The sequence below is a fragment of the Ruegeria meonggei genome (assembly GCF_042768335.1).
GTDB lineage: Bacteria > Pseudomonadota > Alphaproteobacteria > Rhodobacterales > Rhodobacteraceae > Ruegeria > Ruegeria meonggei.
This window is the reverse complement of record NZ_JAXHBT010000001.1, coordinates 496,056-517,315: the sequence shown is the minus strand read 5'-3', so window position 1 is coordinate 517,315 and position 21,260 is coordinate 496,056. Positions and strand designations below refer to the sequence as shown.

At 58.0% G+C, this 21,260-nt stretch carries 25 protein-coding genes; 8 read left to right on the top strand and 17 right to left on the bottom strand.

Annotation, left to right across the window (positions count from 1 at the left end; genetic code table 11):
- Positions 1-67 precede the first annotated feature (67 nt).
- From tatC to SJY13_RS02605, 3 genes are read right to left on the bottom strand one after another with little or no spacing between them, the layout of a single operon-like run.
- The gene (tatC, locus tag SJY13_RS02615; protein WP_085820747.1) at positions 68-988 is read right to left on the bottom strand and encodes a twin-arginine translocase subunit TatC; all 921 of its coding nucleotides are present in this window, start codon (positions 986-988) and stop codon (positions 68-70) included.
- Positions 985-1,443 carry a Sec-independent protein translocase protein TatB gene (gene tatB, locus SJY13_RS02610; protein WP_085820748.1) on the bottom strand — a complete coding sequence of 153 codons (459 nt, stop codon included), beginning with the start codon at positions 1,441-1,443 and terminating at the stop codon, positions 985-987. Before tatB ends, tatC begins: the two co-directional genes overlap by 4 nt.
- A gap of 6 nt (positions 1,444-1,449) precedes the next feature.
- Positions 1,450-1,665 carry a twin-arginine translocase TatA/TatE family subunit gene (locus tag SJY13_RS02605; RefSeq protein WP_085820749.1) on the bottom strand — a complete coding sequence of 72 codons (216 nt, stop codon included), beginning with the start codon at positions 1,663-1,665 and terminating at the stop codon, positions 1,450-1,452.
- A gap of 219 nt (positions 1,666-1,884) precedes the next feature.
- On the opposite strand from SJY13_RS02605, the gene SJY13_RS02600 reads away from it, so the two are divergent.
- Positions 1,885-2,190, top strand: a complete 306-nt coding sequence (locus tag SJY13_RS02600; RefSeq protein WP_377187315.1) for a hypothetical protein — start codon at positions 1,885-1,887, stop codon at positions 2,188-2,190.
- Between the two features lie 21 nt (positions 2,191-2,211).
- Positions 2,212-2,883, top strand: a complete 672-nt coding sequence (locus SJY13_RS02595) for a helix-turn-helix transcriptional regulator (protein ID WP_085820751.1) — start codon at positions 2,212-2,214, stop codon at positions 2,881-2,883.
- A 65-nt stretch (positions 2,884-2,948) separates the two neighbouring features.
- On the opposite strand, the gene SJY13_RS02590 is transcribed toward SJY13_RS02595, so the two are convergent.
- The 9 genes from SJY13_RS02590 to SJY13_RS02550 form a co-directional block, all read right to left on the bottom strand.
- Positions 2,949-4,097: a peptidoglycan DD-metalloendopeptidase family protein gene (locus SJY13_RS02590; protein WP_377187312.1), complete on the bottom strand. Its 1,149-nt coding sequence runs from the start codon at positions 4,095-4,097 to the stop codon at positions 2,949-2,951.
- Positions 4,098-4,161: 64 nt separating this feature from the next.
- A complete protein-coding gene (locus SJY13_RS02585) occupies positions 4,162-4,812 on the bottom strand; it encodes a protein-L-isoaspartate(D-aspartate) O-methyltransferase (RefSeq protein ID WP_085820753.1) in 651 nt (216 codons plus the stop codon).
- Complete coding sequence (surE, locus tag SJY13_RS02580) at positions 4,809-5,591, bottom strand: 5'/3'-nucleotidase SurE (RefSeq protein WP_377187308.1); 783 nt, start codon at positions 5,589-5,591, stop codon at positions 4,809-4,811. Before surE ends, SJY13_RS02585 begins: the two co-directional genes overlap by 4 nt.
- 120 nt (positions 5,592-5,711) lie before the next feature.
- Positions 5,712-6,797: an ABC transporter ATP-binding protein gene (locus SJY13_RS02575; protein ID WP_377187305.1), complete on the bottom strand. Its 1,086-nt coding sequence runs from the start codon at positions 6,795-6,797 to the stop codon at positions 5,712-5,714.
- 80 nt (positions 6,798-6,877) lie between these two features.
- The gene (locus SJY13_RS02570; RefSeq protein ID WP_377187302.1) at positions 6,878-7,924 is read right to left on the bottom strand and encodes a methyltransferase domain-containing protein; all 1,047 of its coding nucleotides are present in this window, start codon (positions 7,922-7,924) and stop codon (positions 6,878-6,880) included.
- 99 nt (positions 7,925-8,023) lie between these two features.
- On the bottom strand, positions 8,024-9,136 hold the full coding sequence (locus tag SJY13_RS02565; RefSeq protein WP_377187299.1) for a hypothetical protein: 1,113 nt from the start codon (positions 9,134-9,136) through the stop codon (positions 8,024-8,026).
- Between the two features lie 2 nt (positions 9,137-9,138).
- The gene (locus SJY13_RS02560) at positions 9,139-9,918 is read right to left on the bottom strand and encodes an SDR family oxidoreductase (RefSeq protein WP_377187296.1); all 780 of its coding nucleotides are present in this window, start codon (positions 9,916-9,918) and stop codon (positions 9,139-9,141) included.
- A 44-nt stretch (positions 9,919-9,962) separates the two neighbouring features.
- On the bottom strand, positions 9,963-10,799 hold the full coding sequence (locus tag SJY13_RS02555; RefSeq protein WP_377187293.1) for a hypothetical protein: 837 nt from the start codon (positions 10,797-10,799) through the stop codon (positions 9,963-9,965).
- A 77-nt stretch (positions 10,800-10,876) separates the two neighbouring features.
- The gene (locus SJY13_RS02550) at positions 10,877-11,239 is read right to left on the bottom strand and encodes a SnoaL-like domain-containing protein (protein WP_377187290.1); all 363 of its coding nucleotides are present in this window, start codon (positions 11,237-11,239) and stop codon (positions 10,877-10,879) included.
- A gap of 108 nt (positions 11,240-11,347) precedes the next feature.
- On the opposite strand from SJY13_RS02550, the gene SJY13_RS02545 reads away from it, so the two are divergent.
- The 4 genes from SJY13_RS02545 to SJY13_RS02530 all read left to right on the top strand — a co-directional run bounded on the left by SJY13_RS02545 (position 11,348) and on the right by SJY13_RS02530 (position 15,765).
- Entirely contained in the window at positions 11,348-12,955 is a 1,608-nt protein-coding gene (locus SJY13_RS02545) for a peptide chain release factor 3 (RefSeq protein WP_377187287.1), read from the top strand.
- 21 nt (positions 12,956-12,976) lie between these two features.
- Positions 12,977-13,279: a hypothetical protein gene (locus SJY13_RS02540; RefSeq protein ID WP_377187284.1), complete on the top strand. Its 303-nt coding sequence runs from the start codon at positions 12,977-12,979 to the stop codon at positions 13,277-13,279.
- A complete protein-coding gene (locus tag SJY13_RS02535) occupies positions 13,276-14,205 on the top strand; it encodes a glycosyltransferase family 2 protein (RefSeq protein ID WP_377187281.1) in 930 nt (309 codons plus the stop codon). The genes SJY13_RS02540 and SJY13_RS02535 overlap by 4 nt, the downstream gene beginning before the upstream one ends.
- A 186-nt stretch (positions 14,206-14,391) precedes the next feature.
- Positions 14,392-15,765 (top strand): DEAD/DEAH box helicase, encoded by a 1,374-nt coding sequence (locus SJY13_RS02530; RefSeq protein ID WP_377187278.1) that lies wholly within the window; start codon positions 14,392-14,394, stop codon positions 15,763-15,765.
- Here the strand turns inward: SJY13_RS02530 and SJY13_RS02525 are convergent.
- The 3 genes from SJY13_RS02525 to SJY13_RS02515 are packed head-to-tail and all read right to left on the bottom strand — an operon-like array spanning position 15,762 to position 17,766.
- Positions 15,762-16,664 carry a DMT family transporter gene (locus tag SJY13_RS02525; RefSeq protein ID WP_085820763.1) on the bottom strand — a complete coding sequence of 301 codons (903 nt, stop codon included), beginning with the start codon at positions 16,662-16,664 and terminating at the stop codon, positions 15,762-15,764. The two genes, SJY13_RS02530 and SJY13_RS02525, sit on opposite strands and share 4 nt — an antisense overlap.
- A gap of 21 nt (positions 16,665-16,685) precedes the next feature.
- Positions 16,686-17,570 carry a fatty acid desaturase gene (locus SJY13_RS02520; protein ID WP_377187275.1) on the bottom strand — a complete coding sequence of 295 codons (885 nt, stop codon included), beginning with the start codon at positions 17,568-17,570 and terminating at the stop codon, positions 16,686-16,688.
- The gene (locus tag SJY13_RS02515) at positions 17,563-17,766 is read right to left on the bottom strand and encodes a DUF2061 domain-containing protein (protein ID WP_377193543.1); all 204 of its coding nucleotides are present in this window, start codon (positions 17,764-17,766) and stop codon (positions 17,563-17,565) included. Before SJY13_RS02515 ends, SJY13_RS02520 begins: the two co-directional genes overlap by 8 nt.
- Before the next feature lie 107 nt (positions 17,767-17,873).
- On the opposite strand from SJY13_RS02515, the gene SJY13_RS02510 reads away from it, so the two are divergent.
- Both SJY13_RS02510 and SJY13_RS02505 read left to right on the top strand, forming a co-directional pair.
- On the top strand, positions 17,874-18,743 hold the full coding sequence (locus tag SJY13_RS02510; RefSeq protein ID WP_377187272.1) for a helix-turn-helix domain-containing protein: 870 nt from the start codon (positions 17,874-17,876) through the stop codon (positions 18,741-18,743).
- A 79-nt stretch (positions 18,744-18,822) separates the two neighbouring features.
- A complete protein-coding gene (locus SJY13_RS02505) occupies positions 18,823-19,005 on the top strand; it encodes a hypothetical protein (RefSeq protein WP_085820766.1) in 183 nt (60 codons plus the stop codon).
- Between the two features lie 6 nt (positions 19,006-19,011).
- Here the strand turns inward: SJY13_RS02505 and SJY13_RS02500 are convergent, their stop codons facing one another.
- Together SJY13_RS02500 and SJY13_RS02495 are read right to left on the bottom strand one after the other, a co-directional pair.
- Positions 19,012-19,773 carry an SDR family oxidoreductase gene (locus SJY13_RS02500; protein WP_377187269.1) on the bottom strand — a complete coding sequence of 254 codons (762 nt, stop codon included), beginning with the start codon at positions 19,771-19,773 and terminating at the stop codon, positions 19,012-19,014.
- Positions 19,770-21,236: a carnitine 3-dehydrogenase gene (locus tag SJY13_RS02495; protein WP_377187266.1), complete on the bottom strand. Its 1,467-nt coding sequence runs from the start codon at positions 21,234-21,236 to the stop codon at positions 19,770-19,772. Before SJY13_RS02495 ends, SJY13_RS02500 begins: the two co-directional genes overlap by 4 nt.
- Positions 21,237-21,260 lie beyond the last annotated feature (24 nt).

Below are 21,260 nucleotides of genomic sequence, written 5' to 3'. Positions count from 1 at the left end.
CGCAACAAGGGTGGGACACGAAAAAGGCGCGTCAGCAGGTGGCGCGCCCTTCGGATCTGTTTAAAGGTTATTTATCGTTTTCGAATTCCTGAACGATTTCGTCATCTGCTTCTTCTTCGTCGTCATAGTAGCCATCAGCGCGCAGCTCTTCCTCGCGCTTTTTCTCAACTCGGGCAACCAACAGGATCGAGACTTCGTACAGCCCATAGACCACAACAAACAAAATGACCTGCGTGATCACATCCGGCGGGGTCACCAGCGCTGCTAGGACGAGGATACCAACCATCGCGTATTTGCGAACGCTGCCCAAACCTTCGGCGCTGACCAATCCGGCTTTGCCCATTAGCGTCAACAACACCGGCAGCTGGAAACACAAGCCAAAGGCGATGATGAATTTCAACGTGATGTCCAGCGACTCGTTGACCTTGCCGAAGAACGTAATCTTCACGCCTTCAGTTGTTTCAGGGACAACCACGATTTCCTCTGGCACATCCCCAGTAGTCGCCGACAACAGATTGGCAAAAATCGAACTGACATCCGCAAAACCCAAAAAGAATTGCATCGCCAGTGGTGTAACGACGAATTGAGCAAACGCCGCCCCCAGCAGGAACATGAACGGCGAGGCAATCAGGAACGGCAGAAAAGCACCCTTCTCGGACCGATACAGGCCCGGCGCCACAAATCGCCACAGCTGATAGGAAATCACCGGGAAGGCCAGCGCAAACCCAAACACCATCGAAATCCGGAACAGCGTAAACAGATATTCCTGTGGCGAGGTGTATTGCAAAGTCGGAGAAGGGTCCCCCAACTCGCGCAGCGTTGCCTCAATCGGCTGGACCAGAAACTGCAGGATCGGTTCGGCCACGGTGAAGGCCACGACAATGCCTATCACGAAGGCAATAACCGACCGGATCAACCGCGTACGCAGTTCTGCCAGATGCTCGATCAATGGGGCCGAGCTGTCTTCGATCTCGTCGGTGTTGGTCATGTCTTGCTTTCAGTGTTCAGCGCAGCTTCGGCCTCTTCGGCCTTGGCCAGCGCGTCGGCCGCCTCTTTCGCCTTGCGTTCAGCCGCAGCGCGTGCGGTCGACGCTTGGATTTTCTTGGCCTGTTCTGCCCGTTCAGCCGCCAGTTTTCCTGTTTCGCTGTCAGGGTCAAACTTGGTTGGGTCGATACTCTTGGCCATATCTTGCGCCGCTTCCTTCACCCCGTCCATGGCACTGCCAACGGGGTTGGTCGCAGCGTTGAGACCCTTCTTGATCTCGTTCACGCCCGCCTGATCCGCCGCGTCGTTCATGGCGCTGCTGAACTCGCGCGCCATACCACGGGCCTTGCCGACCCAGCGGCCAACATTGCGAAACAGCACCGGCAGGTCTTTTGGCCCCACAACGATCAGGGCGACAACGCCGATGACCAGAAGCTCGGTCATGCCCAGATCAAACATGGCGGATCAGACCTTGTCTTTGTCGGTCTCGGGCGTGACATCTTTGGCCAGTTCGGACGCGTCTTCACTCAGTTCCTCTGCGCCTTCTTTGACGCCCTTCTTGAATGACGTAATGCCTTTGCCCACTTCGCCCATCAACGAGCTGATTTTGCCACGGCCGAATAGCACCAGAACCACAACTGCGATCAGCAGAATGCCGGGAAGGCCAATATTGTTGAGCATCTCTCTTCTCCTATAACGTCGGCGCCGTACGCCGGAAATGTGATCTGGGTCCGTGTCTACGCCCGCTGGCCCGCCTGCAAAAGTGAGTTGGTTCAAATCTGCGTTCAAATTTGATCCGATCCGATGTTTTTTACGGCCTTGGATTGATCAACTGACAGGTTTGTGTCAGTTGATAGGAGCTAGGTAGGCGGTATCGAAACCTGGTCAACGGAGATTCACATGACCCATGTTGCAGAAATCGTCACCTTTGAACTCGCCAACGGGACAACCCCGGAAGAGTTTGTAAAACTCAGCCAAGCGTCCGAGGCCTTTGTACGCGCAGCTCCGGGGTTTGCCCATCGTCAACTCAGTCAAGGCGAAGACGGGCGCTGGACTGACTACGTGATCTGGACCGATATGAAGGCCGCACAGGACGCAGCTGCGCAGTTCCCGCAGCAGGGTTTTGCGCCCGCACTGATCGCAGCGATCAACCCCGAAGGCATGCAGATGCGCCACGAGAACGTGCTATGGAACATGACCGCATAACCCCGGTCAGAGAGACGTGTCATGCGCCGTACTGATCGTCTGTTCGACATTATCCAGATCCTGCGCGACGGTGGCTTGCACCGCGCGCAGGACATCGCGGACCGGCTCGAAGTTTCGGTTCGCACGATCTATCGCGACATGGACACATTGGTGGCCTCGGGTGTTCCCGTCGAAGGGGAGCGCGGCGTCGGCTATATGGTGCGCGAACAGATCACCCTGCCCCCTGTGAACCTGACCCCCGCTGAACTAGAGGCCCTGAACCTCGGCATGGCCATCGTGGCCGAGGCTGCCGACCCCGATCTGAAAGCCGCGGCCGAAACGCTGTCCGAAAAAATCGACGCCGTTCTGCCAACGCAAGTGGTGGCCGAGGCGGACACATGGAAATTCGCCGTCTACCCCTTTGCTGATGCAGCTCGCGGGCTGGCCCACATGGCCCCTATCCGCGCCGCCATCAAGTCCCGACAGAAGCTGCACCTGTCCTATCGCCGGATCGACGGCGTACTGACCGATCGCACGATCCGCCCCCTGCACATGGAGTATTGGGGCCGCGTCTGGACATTGACCGCCTGGTGCGAACTGCGCCAAGGCTTCCGAGTCTTCCGGATCGACCTGATCGATACGGTCTCGCCCCTGCCTGAAATATTTGCTGATGAGCCCGGCAAACGGCTGAGCGACTACGACCCCACAGCCTAGCCCGCCTGCTTCATCTGGCTGAAAATATCCCCGCCGGAGGCATGGCCCGAAACGGGCCATCCCCCTCACTTCAGATAAGGTTCCGGGTCAACGGATTCGAACCCCTTTCGGACCTCGAAATGAACATAGGCGTTGTCCCCGCCGCGCAGCGAAGCAATCTTTTGCCCACGACGCACTTTGTCGCCCTTTTTGACCGTGATCCTGTCGACATTGGCATAGACCGTCAGCAGATCGCTGTTGTGCTTGACCACGATGATCGGCACCTGATCGGCATCCGCCGTGATCGCTGCAACGGTTCCGGCCTCGGCCGCGATTACAGCAGTGCCGGGGCTTGCGGCGATGTCGATACCTTCGTTCTTTCCCTTATCATAGGTTCGAATGATCGTCCCGGTGACCGGCAGGCCCAGGGCAGAATTGCTTTGGGTTGTCGGTGCCTCGGCAGTTACATCCGGCGCTGGCGTGGCTACCACGACCTCTTCTTCCGGCAAAGGTTGCGTCGCACTTGGCGGCGTCGGCGTCGGAGAGCCCTGCCCCGGCTCTGTCACGTTGGTGGCAGGCACCGCGGCCTGTTGCGGCGCAGGCTGGTTCTTGATCGGGATCAACAGGAACTGGCCTTCACGGACAGTAAATTCCGACCCCAATCCATTCCATTCAGCCAAAGCACTGACCGGTACGTCATAGAGGCGTGAAATCGTATAAGCCGTTTCGCCACGTTTAACCTTGTGCCGGACCGGCTCGGGACCCGTTGTCGGCACCGGAGCCGGTGTCGCGGCAGGCTGCGCAGGTTCCAGCGTTGCCGTTCGCACCGATCCATCGGCCGGCGCTTCATCAATCGCGGTCCCAGCGATGGTGGCGATGTCGACATTGCTGCCCCCGCCGACCGAGCGTGGCAAGGCAATCACTTCGCCATCTCGCAGCGGGTCATCGGGTTGCAGGCCATTGAACCGGGCCAATTCGGCCGCTGGCAAGCCAACACGTGTGGCCACGTCAATCACCTTGTCGCCCGGTCGGGCCACAGCCACCTGGTAATTCGGGTAAGTAATAACCCCTCGCGCATCCGGCGCTGGCCGGTTGGTCGTTGCGGTTTTCACGGCGTCGGCGGTCGAAAATCCGCCGACCTCTCCGCGAAGGTCATAATCCCCGCACCCGGCGACAAGCGCCAAAGCCGCCACTGTTGTGCAGCGAAGTATCACTGAATTGGAAACTGCTCTCATTTTCACTGTCCTCAACACCTGCCCCTGTTTTCCGGGGTTCCGGCGCATATTGCAGAATATTCCTTTACGACCCGTCCTTGCCAAGCCCTTCTAACAAGGGCACGAAACGGACGGGCAACAATTCGTCATAGTCCAAACCGGTTTCGGTGCGTCTGACCCGGATCAGGGTCTGAACCGCATCCGACTGTCCCACCGGCAATACCATGATACCGCCGATTTTCAGCTGCGCCAAGAGCGGCCCGGGGGGGTCTTCTGCCGCAGCTGTCACAATGATACGATCAAACGGGGCCTGCTCGGGCAAACCATAGGACCCATCCGTCAACATTGCGGTCACATTTGTCAGCCCCATGTCACGGAACAGCTGGCCGGTTTCGCGCACCAGACGCTTGTGACGTTCAACCGTATAGACCCGGCGCGCCAGCTTGGACAGGATCGCCGCCTGATAACCCGACCCAGTCCCAATTTCGAGAACTGTGTCGCGTGGGCTAACCTCAAGCGCCTGCGTCATAAGCCCCACAACCGAGGGCTGGCTGATCGTCTGACCACAGGCAATCGGCAGTGGCGTGTCCTCATAGGCGCGTTCGGCAAACAGGCCTTTGACAAAGCGCCCCCGGTCGATCTGCTCCATCGCGGCCAGCACACGCGCATCGGTTACCCCGCGCGAGCGCAGGGCAAACAGGAATTGCATTGTTGTTTCGGGGTCCAATCCGCTCATTCGATCGACTTCAACGCCTCAAGCGTGTCATAGGCTGTCAGATCCGCCCGCATCGGTGTGACCGAGATATAGCCCGCCAGATTGACCGCCGCATCGGTGCCCGGTGCAGTTGGGTTGTGTTGATAGCCGCCCTTGATCCACAAGAACCGCCGCCCCGAGGGTGAACTGTGCGGCTCGACCGAGAAATGCGTGTCCCGGCGATACCCTTGCGGTGCCACGCGTGTACCCAGCACCTCATCTGCGGGAACAGGCGGGAAATTCACGTTGTAAAACAGGCGGTAATCGCCCTGTTCCGCCGGGGTCGCGCCCAGAATACGCCGTATCAGATCAGCGCCGAAACGGGTCGCGGCCTCGAAGGGATCTTCCAGCCCCAGATTGCGGGGGCCGAAATACTGGGACAAGGCAATGGCCGGGATACTCTGTAGGGCAGCCTCCATCGCGCCACCTATGGTGCCGGAATACAGTGTGTTTTCCGCCGAATTATTGCCCCTGTTTACCCCCGACAGAACCAGATCGGGCGGAGTATCTTTCATCACGTCATGCAGACCGGCCAACACGCAATCTGCGGGTGAGCCTTCTGCGGCAAAGCGACGTTCGCCCAATTTGGCAACCATCATGGGATGGGTGTAGCTGATGCAATGGCCAACACCTGACTGTTCGAACGCAGGGGCCACGACCCAGACCTCGCCATCTGGTCCTGCCACGTCGGCGGCAATAGCCTCCAGCGCGATCAGGCCCGGCGCGTTGATGCCGTCATCATTGGTTAAAAGTATACGCATATGCCCATCCACCGCAGCGTTTTGACCTTGATAGACGCGCCCCCGCGTGGCGGCAAGCAATGGGCGCACCCAATCTGAGGCTTTCGCGCACCACTTGGCGCTAAACTGAAACTTCAGACCCTAAATCGGGAAAACAAAGCATTTGTCACGACGAATGGTCAGCCACATGACCCGGCCAGGGTTAGGCACAAAGACATTCGGCACCGTCGCCTTCAGGATCGAGCCATCATAGTCCATCCGGAACTCGACCAGGCTCTCATTGCCCAGAAACCGTGCCCGTTCGACCACGCCGCGCGCGGCGACGCCATCCGTGGCTGTGGGCAGTGGTCCCTTGCCGTTGCGGTCGAAATCCAACCGCACGTGCTGCGGCCGGAATACGATCTCAACATCTGTGCCATCCGGCACACCGGGTGACAAGAATTGGCCAAAGGGAGTTTCGGCCAGCGCCCCATTCACTTGCGACTGCAACACATTGACATCGCTAAAAAATGCCACTGCGGCCTTATCTGCCGGACGGGTGTAGACGTTATACGGCGCGCCCTGCTGGACGATTTTTCCGCGGCGCATCAGGGCGATCTCATCGGCCATGCGCATCGCCTCTTCCGGCTCATGCGTGACCAGCAACACGGCCGCGTCCTCTTCCTTGAGGATTGCAAGCGTTTCGTCGCGGACACCGTCGCGCAGACGGTTGTCCAGCCCCGAGAACGGCTCATCCATCAGCATGATCCGCGGGCGCGGTGCCAGGGCACGGGCCAACGCCACACGTTGTTGTTCACCTCCCGACAAGTGATGCGGAAAGTTGTCGACGAACCTCATCAGATCAACCTTGCGCAGCAGTTCTTCGACGCGCGCGCGCTTTTCGTCCTTGTGACCCTTCAGGCCAAAGGCAACGTTGTCGGCAACACTGAGATGCGGGAACAGTGCAAAATCCTGAAACATCAGGCCAATCTCGCGCCGCTCGGGCGGTACGCGAAACACCGTGTCGCAGATCAGTTTACCGTCGACATAGATCTGGCCGGTTTCCTGCATCTCGACCCCGGCGATCATCCGCAAGGTGGTTGACTTGCCGCAACCCGACGGCCCCAGCAGGCAAGTCACCTGCCCCGCCTGTACCGTCAACGAGACGTCATCCACAACCACCCGCCCCTCGTACCGGGCGATCAGGTTGCGAATTTCCAAACGAGGAGGAGTTGCGTCTACTGTCACCGATGGATCCCGTTGCCTTTCCCGATCAAAACCATCGGGCTTGGGCGGGGATAGCAACCCCGCCCTTCAGGCGCAAGAGATCAGCAGCAGCCGCCGGATGCGGCCTCTGTCGTGGCTTCAAACGGGCTTTCCCCGCCGCAGCCTTCAAAAATACCAAAATGGGTCGCGAAATCGCCGATAAACTCGAAATGTCGAGCAAACCGGGTATCTTTCAGCATCATCCAGGTGTTGCCACAGACCGGAAAAACCTTACCGGTTTCAATTGCGTGGTGGTCGTCCAGCTCGAACAGATGCGGCGCGTTTGGGATGGTGCCCTTGTAGACCACGGCCTGCCCGTAATCCTCGCAGGCTGGCTCCAGTTCGGGCAGCTTGAACAACCGATAGGTCGCCGACAGGAAACTCAGGGGTGCGACACGCGCTTCCAGCACCGGGTTTTCAATGGTCAGCGGACGGTGGGTCACCCGACGCGGGTCGCCGAACCCTGATTTGCGCGAGATCGACAGAAAATCGTTCCAATAGAGCGCGCCGGACAGGCATTCGCCGTACAGCACCTCATCCTCAGCCATGTCTTGTGGAATGCGACGGTCTGCGTAGACGTCCGAGAAATACATCTCTCCGCCGTCTTTCAGCAGCCGATGGGCACCGCGCAGAACGGCCTCTTTGTCGGTGGCAAGGTTGATGACGCAGTTCGAGACGATGATGTCGAAAGAACCGGGTTCCAGATCCAGTTCGTCCAGCTTTTCGATGAAACCGTGGTGGAACTCCACATTGCTTTTACCGTGACCAAAAGCCTTAGCTTGATAGTCCTGATGCGCGCGCGCAACATCCAGCTGCTCGGGCGTCATGTCTACTCCAACGACGCGGCCCGTTTCGCCGACCATCGCTGACAGGGCGTACACGTCCCGCCCCGCACCGCAGCCCAGATCCAGGATGCTCATCCCCTCAAGGTCCAATGGTGCGATCAGACCGCAACCATAGTACCGGGTCAGCACATCATCATGAATTTTCGACAGAATCTTTTTGACATGATCGGGCATGTCATCAGGGGTGCAACAAGCATTGGTCTGCAAATCCGCGCTGCCCTGCAGGACCTCACCATAATAATTTTGCACAGATTCATGCTTCATCGCTGCATTCCTTCTTTATGTGGTTGAACCGCAGGTAATGCAGCGCGGGGTTTGGCGCAATCCAGACGCGCTGGTTTTGACGAAAGCGTGAGGATGTGCCTAGCCCAGCAGGTCAAAATCCACACCCGCACGAATGCGACCGTTCACCTGAATCTCCAGCCGATGCGGGCCGGGAACCAGCTTGAACGTAGTAGCGTTGCCTTTCAGCTTATGCGTCTTGTTCAGGTTCAAGGTGCCACCCTGCAATGCGGCCTGTTTCAACTTATGCACCTTAGGTGAAGCTTTCCCGTTAGGCCTTTGAAAGTGAATAATATAATCAACCAGAACCGGTTGCCCATCGGCCCCTTCCAATTCAACCTCAAATTCCAGCGCAGCCCCTATCCGCGCGTCACCGTTGACTTGCAACGTTGCCTTGATGTCTGCGTCCGGGTCATATCCCAGCATCTTCATGGCGCGCGGATGGCCCGACTTCACCAATCCCCGCAGGGTATGTGACGTGATCCAGCGCAGCTCGCCCTCATCTTGGGCACCTTTGTCATTCCATACCTGCAGCCGATCCAGAACAAGCTCTGGGTCTTTTTTCGTGATGTCGTTCAGGTGGTTCGCCACCGATCTGGTGACATAGCGTGTGCTGTCGGCATGCAACCTGTCCAGAAACGGCATCGGATCGGACAGTTCCAGCCCTACCGCCTGCCCCCAGGGTAATCGCGGCCGGGTGCCTTCACTGACCAGACGGCGCACATGATAGCTGTCATGTGTGCACCAGTGCTCTAACCGGGCCAGAACCAGTTCAGGATAGGTGTTCAGAAACGGGCGGATGGCCCATTCCATCGAAAACCTCTGTGTCAGCTCTTCCAGCACATCCAGTGCCAGATCGGGATGATCCAGCCCAACGGCCACCACCCAATCGCCCAGAGGTGCGAAAATGAAGTCGCCAAAATCATCGTCCGTTTTGTTTGGATCCAACGGTGGCGGCAGTGCCTTTAGCAGTACAGGCGCAACTGCTGGTAACGCCCTCGGAACCGTCTGCTGCAGACATTCGGCAATCCAGGCCATCCGCTCTTTCAGCTCCAAATCCAGCAAGCGCGACATGACTTGTTGCTGAAACATGTCTGCATCAAACGAGGGATCGGCAGCGGTAAAAAGCCCCGCCAGATAGCGGGTCTTTTCCGCGTTAAACAGCTGATCTTTAAGTGAAAAATTCTGTGCCATTGCTACATCGTCAAATTTGTTGCGCCACCGTCCAGCAGGATGTTCTGCCCGACGATAAAACCCGCGTGCTGTGAGCACAAAAACGCACAGGCTGCACCGAATTCGTCTCGCGTTCCATATCGACGCGCCGGGATCGTGGCGGCGCGCTCGGCACGGGCCTCATCGATCGAGATACCCTTTTGCGCCGCAACACCGCCGTCCAGCGCGTCGGCCCGATCCGTGGCGTGAATGCCGGGCAGCAGATTGTTGATCGTCACCCCACTGGGTGCCACCTGACGAGCTGTGCCTGCAACATAGCCAGTCAAACCGGTGCGCGCCGCGTTTGACAGCCCCAGCACCGCAATCGGCGCACGCACGGATTGCGAGGTGATGTTGACCACCCGGCCCCAGCCCTTGTCCATCATGCCAGGCAGCAGCGCCTTCATGAAGGCAATGGGTGTCAGCATATTGCCATCCAGCGCCTTGATGAAATCCTCACGATCCCAATCCGACCACAGACCCGGTGGTGGGCCACCGGCATTTGTCACCAAAATATCAACCCCTTGCGCCGCATCGATCACCTGCGCCTGCCCCCCTGGGCTGGTTACATCGCACGCAACGGTTTCGACGGACACACCATGCTCGGATCGCAACCGCATGGCCTCGGCTTCCAGCGCCTCAGCCCCGCGCGCATTCATCACCAGATCGACACCAGCCGCGGCCAAAGCCTCGGCACAGCCCAAACCAAGCCCCTTGCTGCTGGCGCAGATCAGCGCGCGTTTTCCGCGAATTCCCAGATCCATCTTCTTACCTCGTGGTCTCTGTTACTCTTTCATCTGACATCAAATCAGGACCCGTGAATTTCACGGTACTGTTCGACAGTGTTATCTAGATCCCCCACCGCTTGCTCATTGACCCACATGATCGTGGTCTGGCTAGGATCGTCCTCACGATGCCGCCGAATAAGCGGTTTGTCTTTCTTGCCAATATAGTACCGAACCCCAATTGCAGCCGAGGTATCGTTGTTGTCGCTATAAGAAATTCTGGTGCAGAGACTCGTGTTTTGGCAAACACGTTGACCAAAAGCCCATTTTGTTCCGACCGTCGCAGAGTGGTCTTTGACGATGTAACGATGCCCCATGCTCAACTCAATATTATCAAACGGGGAATAAATCAAAAACGCTGACGAGAAAACGTTTGTGCCAAGATCAAATTCATCAACGTCCGAGTTTACAAGCCGTCCGTCTTCTGCACCGACCAAAGCAGTCAACGTGAAAAGGTCCAAATACGCCTCAGCTTCAAAGTCAATCGCACGAAAACTTGCACTCTCCGTCAGATCTGTCGATCCATAGTGCCCGTATAGCCCCAGCAATCCTTTGTCGGGGTTGCGCCAGAAAACGTGGGCGCCGACCCCATGAGCCGCTGCAGTTCCCATTCGATCGGTTTCCAATTGCGGCACAAGCCCGTCCAATTGATCACCAAAACCATGCCCGAGCGGCAGGGACACACTGCCATCAACGCCGTAAAGGCTGCCGATATCGTTCGTACTTCCAAAACCCGAAATTTTGCCATTCACACCGTCCACTGCGGGGCGCTGATGGCCTGGTTGGTCTCCGGGCGAGGCTACGGCAAAGCTTGAAACTACCGACACCGCGACAAAGAACAAGACAGAAAACTGACCCAATCCCACTCCGATCCTCCTCAACCCTGCCAAACATCTAGCACTGGCCGGGCAAGGAAGACCAGAAATGGGGCAAGAGTTTAGTAAAAGAACTCTTCCCGCACAATCTTGCCATCCGCGACGTGATAGACACCCACTTCGCGCATATCAAAGCTCTCACCGCTTTCTTTTACTTTGCCCTGAACTTCAAAAATTACGGCAAAGCGGTCATCGCCATGAGGGAACGGACCACTGACCGTTGCTCCCGACACTTCATGCGCACTTTCCCACCACTCGTGTTTTCCACGAATGGCGTCGCGCCCACGGGTCTCACGACCCATATCCATAAAGTCCTGTGCTTCGACCGAGACGGCATCTAACGCGTATAGCTTCTCCAAATTCTCTTTGGATCGGTTTTCCCGGCATCCAGCGACCAGTTCATCAGCGATTCCTTTTAAATTCATGATCCTCTCCATTAGTTGTTCGCTATTTGTTCTTATTGCCACGGGATCATGATTCGAACCAGCCCCTTTGTCTTGCTTCGGCAAGATTCCCCGCCTATACGCGCCTTCATGCTAGATACCGCCACCAACCAACCCGTATTGCCGCCCGAGATCGCCCGGCGCAGAACCTTCGCCATAATCTCGCACCCGGATGCGGGTAAGACGACGTTGACCGAAAAGTTCCTGCTGTATGGTGGCGCCATTCAGATGGCTGGTCAGGTTCGTGCCAAGGGTGAAGCACGGCGCACTCGGTCGGACTTTATGCAGATGGAAAAGGACCGGGGTATTTCGGTCTCGGCCTCGGCCATGTCGTTTGACTATGACCAGTTCCGGTTCAATCTGGTGGACACGCCCGGCCACAGCGATTTTTCCGAAGACACCTATCGCACGCTGACGGCCGTGGACGCGGCAGTAATGGTGATCGACGGCGCAAAGGGTGTGGAAAGCCAGACCCAAAAACTGTTCGAAGTCTGCCGCCTGCGCGATTTGCCTATCCTGACCTTCTGTAACAAGATGGACCGCGAAAGCCGCGACACGTTCGAGATCATCGACGAAATTCAAGAGATGCTGGCCATCGATGTGACGCCCGCTGCCTGGCCCATTGGTGTCGGTCGCGACTTTATCGGCTGTTACGACATGCTGCGCGACCGGTTGGAGCTGATGGACCGCGCCGACCGCAACAAGGTGGCGGAAAGCATCGAAATCAACGGGCTGGACGACCCGAAGCTGGCCGAACACGTGCCCGAGCACTTGTTGGACAAGCTGCTGGAAGAAGTTGAGATGGCGCGCGAATTGCTGCCGAAGCTCGACCCCCAGGCGGTGCTTGAGGGGCATATGACTCCGATCTGGTTCGGCTCAGCCATCAATTCCTTCGGTGTCAAGGAACTGATGGAGGGCATCGGCGCTTACGGCCCGCAGCCGCAAATTCAATCGGCTGAACCGCGTCAAATCGCACCGGATGAAAAGAAGGTCGCCGGTTTTGTCTTCAAGGTTCAGGCAAATATGGACCCAAAGCACCGCGACCGCGTGGCCTTTGTCCGCATGGCGTCGGGCCATTTCAAACGCGGTATGAAACTGACCCATGTACGGTCGAAAAAACCGATGGCCATTTCAAATCCAGTGCTGTTTCTGGCCTCGGACCGGGAACTGGCCGAAGAGGCATGGGCCGGGGACATCATCGGCATCCCCAATCACGGGCAGCTGCGCATTGGTGACACCCTGACCGAAGGCGAGTCGATCCGCGTCACTGGCATCCCATCCTTCGCGCCGGAACTGCTGCAGACCGTGCGCGCGGGCGATCCGATGAAGGCCAAACACCTGGAAAAGGCCTTGATGCAATTTGCCGAAGAAGGCGCGGCCAAAGTGTTCAAGCCTTCGATCGGTTCAGGATTTATCGTCGGCGTCGTCGGCCAGTTGCAATTCGAAGTGCTCGCCAGCCGGATTGAGATGGAATACGGCCTGCCCGTGCGGTTTGAGGCGTCGCAATTCACTTCAGCCCGCTGGGTTAACGGCGACAAGGCGGAGATCGACAAATTCGTCAACGCCAACAAACAGCACATCGCAAACGACCATGATGGCGACATCGTATACCTGACCCGCCTTCAGTGGGACATCGACCGGGTTGTGCGCGACTATCCGGATCTAAAACTAACGGCGACCAAGGAAATGATGTCGTGACACGGTGGCTTGACCACGCATATGAGTGACGACCTCACTTATCCGGGCGGTCTGGCCGCCTTGACTGAGCGTTTCGAGCTGAAGCGTGATCCGTTCGAATTCGGGACTGAGACTTTGCCAGGGGTGGATGTGGATCTGTTGCCGCTCAAGGAGCAGATTGTTTCTGCTAGCGCTACGCAGACCATTGAGGGTGCGTCAAACACCTCATGTACCCGTAAACGAAGCCAAATCGCACGCGAATTTGTCGGCCTTTCCCACCTGAGCTTCCTGAACGCCCAGCTGATCGCAAACCTGCGCGCAACACGGCGAAAGGCGCGGAAATGACGCGCTGGGGCATCGTCTCGACCGTCAGGGGGGCGGCCTCGGACATCCTGCGGTTTGCGGCCTATCACCTCGATCTTGGGGTCGACCAGATATACCTTTATCTGGACGAGCCCAACCCAAAGGCGTTCAACGCGCTCAACCGTCACCCCAAGATCGAAGTGCGCAATTGCGACGCTGGGTTTTGGGCCTACCGTCAGCGCGAACGCCCCGACAAACACCAGATCCGTCAGACGGCCAATGCCAGTTTCACGTACCGCAAGGCGGATACCGACTGGCTGGCTCATATCGACGTGGACGAGTTCTTGTGGTCAGAACGTCCGATTGCCGAGGTGTTGTCCGACGTCTCCGAAGACATCCCAGGCGTGCGTATCCGACCAATCGAAGCAATTGCCAATGTCGATGATCTTTACAAGGCCTACATCCCCAAAAGCCCGGATCACGAAGACATTGTTCAGTCGCTATATCCCAATTACGGCGCTTTTGTTCTGGGCGGGTTCTTCAGCCACGTGCAAGGCAAGTTGTTTGCGCGCACAGGGCTACCCCAGATCAACTTTCGCATTCATAACCTGTTCCAAAACGGAGAGATTTTGCCCACCAGAACCGAGTTGACTGAGGTTGATCTCTGCCATCGGCACGCGCCTGATTGGGACCACTTTCTGGCGCATTACCGTTTCCGGATGGAGCGCGGCTCTTACCAGCCCGGCATGTCCCCCAACGTGCCCCGCGACCAGGGTGGGATGAACAAGAATGAACTTCTCAGATGGATTGAGGCCGAAGAAGGCATGTCCGGCCTACGCGTCTTTTTCGACGAAATCAGTGGCGCAGACCCAACGGTACGCGCACGACTTGAACAGCGTGGCCTGATCCAGCACCGCCCCCTGAGTCTGGATCAAAAGCTCGGGAAACACTTCCCCGGAAGTGTATGAATTGTTGCGTAAAATCTGCACCGCGAAATCGGCGGGCAGTATTAAAGGCTCTTCATTTGACCCTGCCCTACGATTTTGTTATGTCCCGCTCCAAGCTGAAAATGCGCAATTCTGCGTATGGCCATCCGGGCCCGGCACACCTCTGACGCGCGGGCCAGGTCTAGTGTCCGCATGAACCGGACATACATGACAAAATTTACTGAACTGAACCTGAACCCGAAGGTCCTCAAAGCCATTGAGGAAGCCGGATACGAAACTCCGACCCCGATCCAGGAAGGCGCGATTCCACCTGCGCTGGAAGGTCGTGATGTACTGGGAATCGCCCAGACAGGCACTGGCAAGACCGCCAGCTTCACGCTGCCCATGATCACCATGCTGGCCCGTGGCCGCGCTCGTGCGCGGATGCCGCGCTCTTTGGTGCTGTGCCCGACGCGGGAGCTGGCCGCACAGGTGGCCGAAAACTTCGACACCTATTCCAAGCACTTGAAACTGACCAAAGCACTGCTGATTGGTGGCGTCAGTTTCAAGGAACAGGATGCACTGATCGACCGGGGCGTCGACGTGCTGATCGCTACTCCGGGCCGTTTGCTGGACCATTTCGAGCGCGGCAAGCTGCTGCTGACCGGTGTACAGATCATGGTGGTGGACGAAGCCGACCGGATGCTGGATATGGGATTCATCCCTGATATCGAGCGCATCTTTTCGCTGACACCCTTTACCCGCCAGACCCTGTTTTTCTCGGCCACCATGGCGTCCGAGATTGAACGGATCACCGACACGTTCCTATCTGCCCCTGCCCGGGTTGAAGTTGCCCGGCAGGCAACGGCGTCCGAGACCATCGAACAAGGCGTTGTCATGTTCAAAGGTGGCCGTCGCGACCGCGAGGCGAGCCAGAAACGTAATGTACTTCGCGCACTGATAGATTCTGAAGGTGAAAAATGCACCAACGCAATCATCTTCTGCAACCGAAAGACGGATGTAGATATTTGCGCGAAATCACTTAAGAAATATGGTTATGATGCCGCTGCCATCCATGGCGATCTGGATCAATCGCAGCGCACGAAGACGCTGGATGGATTCCGCGACGGGTCGCTGCGCCTGCTGGTTGCCTCGGATGTGGCCGCGCGCGGATTGGATGTGCCCTCGGTCAGCCATGTGATTAATTTCGACGTCCCCGGCCACCCCGAAGATTACGTCCATCGTATCGGCCGCACCGGTCGCGCAGGACGCGAGGGTAAGGCCATTACGATCTGTTCGGGTCGCGATGAAAAGGCACTGGATGCGATTGAAAAGCTGATCCAGAAGGAAATTCCGCGTCTGGAGAATCCACTAAAGGATGAACCCAAGGCCGAAGCGCCGAAGCCCGAGAAAAAGCCTAAACCTGTGGAAGCGAAGACGACTGAAGGCAAGAAGGCCGACAGTAAAAGAAGCGACCGCACCAAAGACAAAGAGCCCAGAGGCCGAGGACGCAGAGATGACCGTGGCCCTGCGGTTGTGGGCATGGGTGATCACCTGCCCAGCTTTATCGCGCTCAGCTTTGATGAACGCCGCACCGGCTAAATCGACAGCACCAACGCCAGTATCGAAGTGCCAAGCAATGCCATCCCGGCGATCTCTCGCCGGGTGATGGTTTCGCGGAAAAACAAGATTGAGGCGAACAGGCTGAAGATCAGCTCGACCTGCCCCAACGCCTTGACATAAGCCGCGTTCTGTAAAGTGAAGGCCAAGAACCAGCAGAATGATCCGCACAGGCTGGTCAGCCCTACAAAGATGCCGGTTTTGCGTGTGTCCCACACCGCGCGCAGCTCGACCCGGTCGCGCCACAACAACCAAATCCCCATGCTCAGAAATTGGAACGACACCACCACGGCCAGTGTGACCAACGCGCGGAACCAGGCGTCGATATCACCCAGCTCCAGCGTGGCGCCACGATAGCTGACCGAGGAAAACGCGAACAGCACCCCCGAGCCCAGCCCAAGACGCGAGGCAGGATTGGTCAGGTGTTGCCACCAGACGCCGTCGCCTCCGGGGGATTTGGACAGCAGCAGCACGGCAGTCAGCCCCAGAAAGATCGCCACCAACGCGCCAGACGACACCTGATCCCCCAGAACCAGAAAGCCTACGATGGCGGTCTGAATCACTTCGGTTTTCTTAAAGGTGATCCCGACGGCAAAGTTGCGCTGTTTGAACAGGGCAACCACGCAGATCGTCGCCAAAATCTGGGAACTGCCGCCAATGATTGCATAAAGCCAAAACAACCCTGTCAGAGGCGGCAGGCTGAACCCGTTCATCTGCACAGCGACCCCAAGCCCAAGAACCGCCAGTGGCATCGAATAGGCAAAGCGCGCAAAAGTAGCACCTGCCGCGCTCAGCTTTACCGAGCTGAGCGATTTTTGCAGCATGAACCGCACGGTTTGAAAGGCGGCAGCAGCTAGGGTGACGGGAATCCATAAACTCATGCCGCCCTTTGTGTGGCTAAATCAACCCTTTGGCCAGAGTGGATGCACCACCGGGTCCTTGGCGCGCCAGAAATAGGCGCGGAAAATCTGACCGTAAGAGCGATAGACATAGGCCTCATTGCTGGCCAGATACCGATCCCTGCCCTGACGGTACAGCGCTGGCAGCCTGTACCACGGTGCGCAGGGGTTCATATGGTGAACGACGTGCAGGTTGTTGTTTAAAAACAAAAAAGCCAGCGGACCGCGATCTTCGACAATCACCGTCCGAGCACGGGATTTATCATGCGCCCGGTGCTCTAGAAAGGTGCGGATTTTGACCAACCCCAATCCGAGATAAGCAGCCAATACATAGGCCCATATTGGCATCGCGGACATGGAAACGATCCAACACACAGCAGCGACGCCCGGCACGTGCAAAGCCCAGGCCCGCAGGATTGCCCGATCTCCGCGTCGGGCACCGCGCAACTCGTCCCGCAGGAACAGAAACTGTCCAATGGCCGGGCCCAGTACAATCCGCCCCAGCAGCGTGTTGTTAAGACCCAACATCCACTTTTGCCACGCGCCTAACCTGGCCCAGACCTGTGGGTCCAAATAGTTCGATTCCGGGTCGTCATAGGGATCGGTCAAGGTGGCATCCCGGTGATGAGCCAGATGCAGATCCCGGAACCGTTCATAGGGGATAAACAAGGTCAGAGGCAGCGCCATTAGAGCCTCGTTCAGCCATTTCGCACGGAACGGATGCCCGTGCAGGGCCTCATGCGTAAGCGACGAATGCATTGCCGCAACAACCCCCATTGCCGGAATAGCCAGCCACAGCGGCAGGAAGAAGATAACCGCCAACCACACACCATAGCAGGCCAGGATCAGAGCGAAGGTGCCCCATTCTGGTGTCGCACGCTCAGACATTGCGACCCCATGTGATACCGGCCCAAATGCGTTCGTAAATCACGTAGAGGGTCAGTCCGATGGCCGTGTTCACAACAGCCAGTGTTCCGCCAATCGCAGCCGATCCGGTGGCCAGCACCCCAATCAGGGTCATGACCATCAGGCCCATGACATTCCACACCACAGCTTTCACGACTGATCTGCGCCGTGTTTCCATTCCGTCACCCATATTATTGTTATGTCTTTCAAATTACGGGCCGCAGCATCTGTTGAAAATTCTGAATATGATTAACAAAACTCATCATCTATGATATTATTAAACACATGGAGAATAAAATCGACAAACGGGACCGCGCGGCCCAGTTTCGCCTGCGTCTTGCACGGGCCATGGAGGACCAGCACATCAGCCAAAGCGCGCTGGCCCGTCGTATCGGCGTGGACCGTTCGACCGTGTCGCAACTGCTGACCGATGCAGGCGCGCGCTTGCCGAATGCGCATGTGGTTGGCAGCTGCGCTGCGGCGCTCGGCGTGTCTGCCGATTGGTTGCTCAGCCTCTCGGACCGGCCAGAAAGCGCCGCCGAATTGCTGGCAGGGTCTCTGACTGTGACAGAGGCCCCTCGCGCGTTGGTGGATGAGCGCATTTTCGAATGGCACCAAGAGGCCGCAGGCTATAAAATCCGTTACGTTCCGGCGACTTTACCGGACATGCTGAAAACCCGCGCCGTGCTGGAATGGGAATACGCCCCGCATCTTGGGCGGACAGCGGATCAGGCTATCGGTGCCTCGGCCGACCGCCTGACATGGATGCGCAGCGCGCAATCCGATTATGAAATCGCCATGCCGCTATATGAGATTTACAGCTTTGCATATGGCACCGGGTATTATGAGGGGCTAAAGTTGCAGACTCGGCTGGACCAGATCGACCACCTGCTGTCGCTGTCCGATCAGTTGTATCCTCGCATGCGCGTCTATCTGTTTGACGCAAAACGGCTGTATTCTGCGCCGGTTACGATCTTTGGCCCCTTACTTTGTGTTTTCTATGCTGGCAGCCACTACATGGCCTTTCGTGACCGCGATCGCATAGAAACTTTTACGCGTCATTTCGACACGTTAGTGCGCGAAGCTGATGTAACTGCCCGCGACTTCCCCATCCACCTCGAACGTTTGCGGGCGGCGATTTCCCGCACCGGGTGATGCGCCGAGACAAATCCTGTGCTATCGTCATCCAGCGCGAACCTTCGGGTATTCCGATCACAGACGGAGGACGACTGGAATGGACGCAATACAAACCGCTCAATATGCACGGGCCCTTTATTCCGCTCATGGTGACCGGGCCGAGGCGGAAGCCGCTCAGAAAATGCGCGAATGCGAGGCCGCAGGAAACACGCGGCAGGCAAAAGACTGGCAGTCTGTTCGCCAAACTATCCGCCAAATCCGTGGGCCAAACCAGGGCTGAGGCCGCTTAAACTTTTGGGTCGGGGTTCACCGTGTGCCCGTCAACGGCAATCACCTGCCCCGACACCAGCCTTGCCGCATCCGAGGCAAGGAACACGGCCATGTTTGCGATGTCATGGCCTTCAACAAACCGCCCCATCGAGGTACCCGCGGCATAGCCCGCATAGACCTGATCGCGGGTCATGCCCTTGGCCGACGCCTCGCGTTCCAAAACACCTTCCATCCGAGGGCCTTCGACCGCACCGGGGCAGATGACATTGCAGCGCACGCCGTGTGGACCCAGTTCCATCGCGAGGGTCTTGCCCAGCCCGACCATGCCCCATTTAGCCGCCGCATACGGAGCGCGGTTCGGGTAGCCGTATTGCCCGGCTGTTGACGATGTGATCACCACCGCGCCGCTGCGTTGGCGTTTCAGGATCGGCGCGGCATGTTTTGCGCATAAAAATGCTCCTTCCAGATTGACCGACAGACACGCACGCCAATCCCCCAGCGCCACGTCTTCGATCAGAGCCGTTGGCCCCGCAACGCCTGCATTTGCGCAGAGCGTGTCCAAGCCGCCCCACGCGGCTTCGATCTCGGCAAACAAGCCTGCCACGGCTGCTTCGTCCGCCACGTTGACCCGGGATCGGTTCCAATGCGCCGGACAATTGGCCAGCGCGACGTGGTCGACATCCGCCACCCAAACCTGCGCCCCGGCCGCGTCGAACGCCTCGGCCATCGCGCGACCAACACCCGACGCGCCTGCCGTGATCAGAACGCGGCCGCTCATGCTGGTTTCCGAATGGCCGCACCGGCACCTTGGGGATAGGGCAAGTTTGCTTGCGCCTCTGCAATTCGAGCCATCGCGGCCTCGATGTCTGCCGACGGTGCGCTGGGGCGTCGCGTCTCAAGACTGACATGCAGCAAAAAGCTCTCACCGGTGGCTAGTAGCTTGTCCCCCTCGTACATGCTGTGGAACACGTGCAATTTCTTGCCCTGCCCCAACAGCATCTGTGTGCGGATTTCGATCTTCGCGCCTGCTTTCACCTCGTCGATGTAACGGATGTGATTTTCCGCGGTGAAATAGCTGCCGCCCGAAGCGATATAGTCTGCGTCACAGCCCATGATTTCCATGAACCTGTCAGTCGCAGCGGCGAAGGCCTCAAGATATCGTGCCTCGTTCATGTGGCCGTTATAGTCAGTCCAATCGAGCGGCACCGCACGCGCAACCGTCAGAATAGGCTGGCTCAGATCGGCCTGCTCCATTGTCGGCAACGCCCCGGGTTTCAGCGCCGCGTCATGCTGGTTCAGCACCGCGCCTGCGCCCCAGTCCCGCGCCTTGAGCGCGCGCATCATGCCCACAAGGTTGTTGTCTCGGATGCGTTCCAGATCCCGGATCGAATGCATGCCCGATTGCGCGTCCGACTGATCCGCAATCATGTCCACCAACTCATCGGTGAACTCTGGCACATCCATCAGCTTGGTCCATGGCCATTTCAAAGCCGGGCCAAACTGCGCCATGAAATGCCGCATCCCGGCCTCGCCCCCGGCCACGCGGTAGGTTTCGAACAGACCCATCTGCGCCCAACGGATGCCAAAGCCCATGCGGATGGCCTCGTCGATCTCTTCGGTTGTGGCGACGCCGTCCTTGACCAGCCACAGCGCCTCGCGCCAGACGGCCTCCAAAAACCGGTCGGCAATATGCGCGTCGATCTCTTTCTTGACGTGCAGAGGGAAGAACCCAACCGATTTCAACAGGCCGTTGGCCCGCTCGACCAGCTGGGGCGGGTTGGCTGGAGTTGGCACCAGTTCGATCAACGGCAGCAGGTAGACCGGGTTGAACGGATGCGTCACCACGATCTGTTCCGGTCGCAGCGCGCCCTCTTGCAACTCAGAGGGCTTGAACCCGCTGGTCGAAGACCCGACGATCGCATCCGGCGAACAGGCCTCTTGCAAGCCTTTGTAAACCTTAATCTTCAGGTCCAGCCGTTCCGGCACGCTTTCTTGAATCCAGGTCGCGCCCTGCACAGCGCCCGAGATATCATCGTGAAAACTCAACCCCCCCTCGGGCGGCAAAGGCATATCACTCAGCCCTGGCAGCGACCGGCGCGCATTGTCCAGAACCTCACCAATCTTACGCGCGGCCTCGGGGTCCGGGTCGAACACCCGAACATTCCACCCGTTCAGCAGGAATCGCGCGGCCCATCCGCCGCCGATTACGCCACCGCCGATGATTGCAGCTGTTTTTAACATGTCGTTTTTCCATTCGTTTTGATC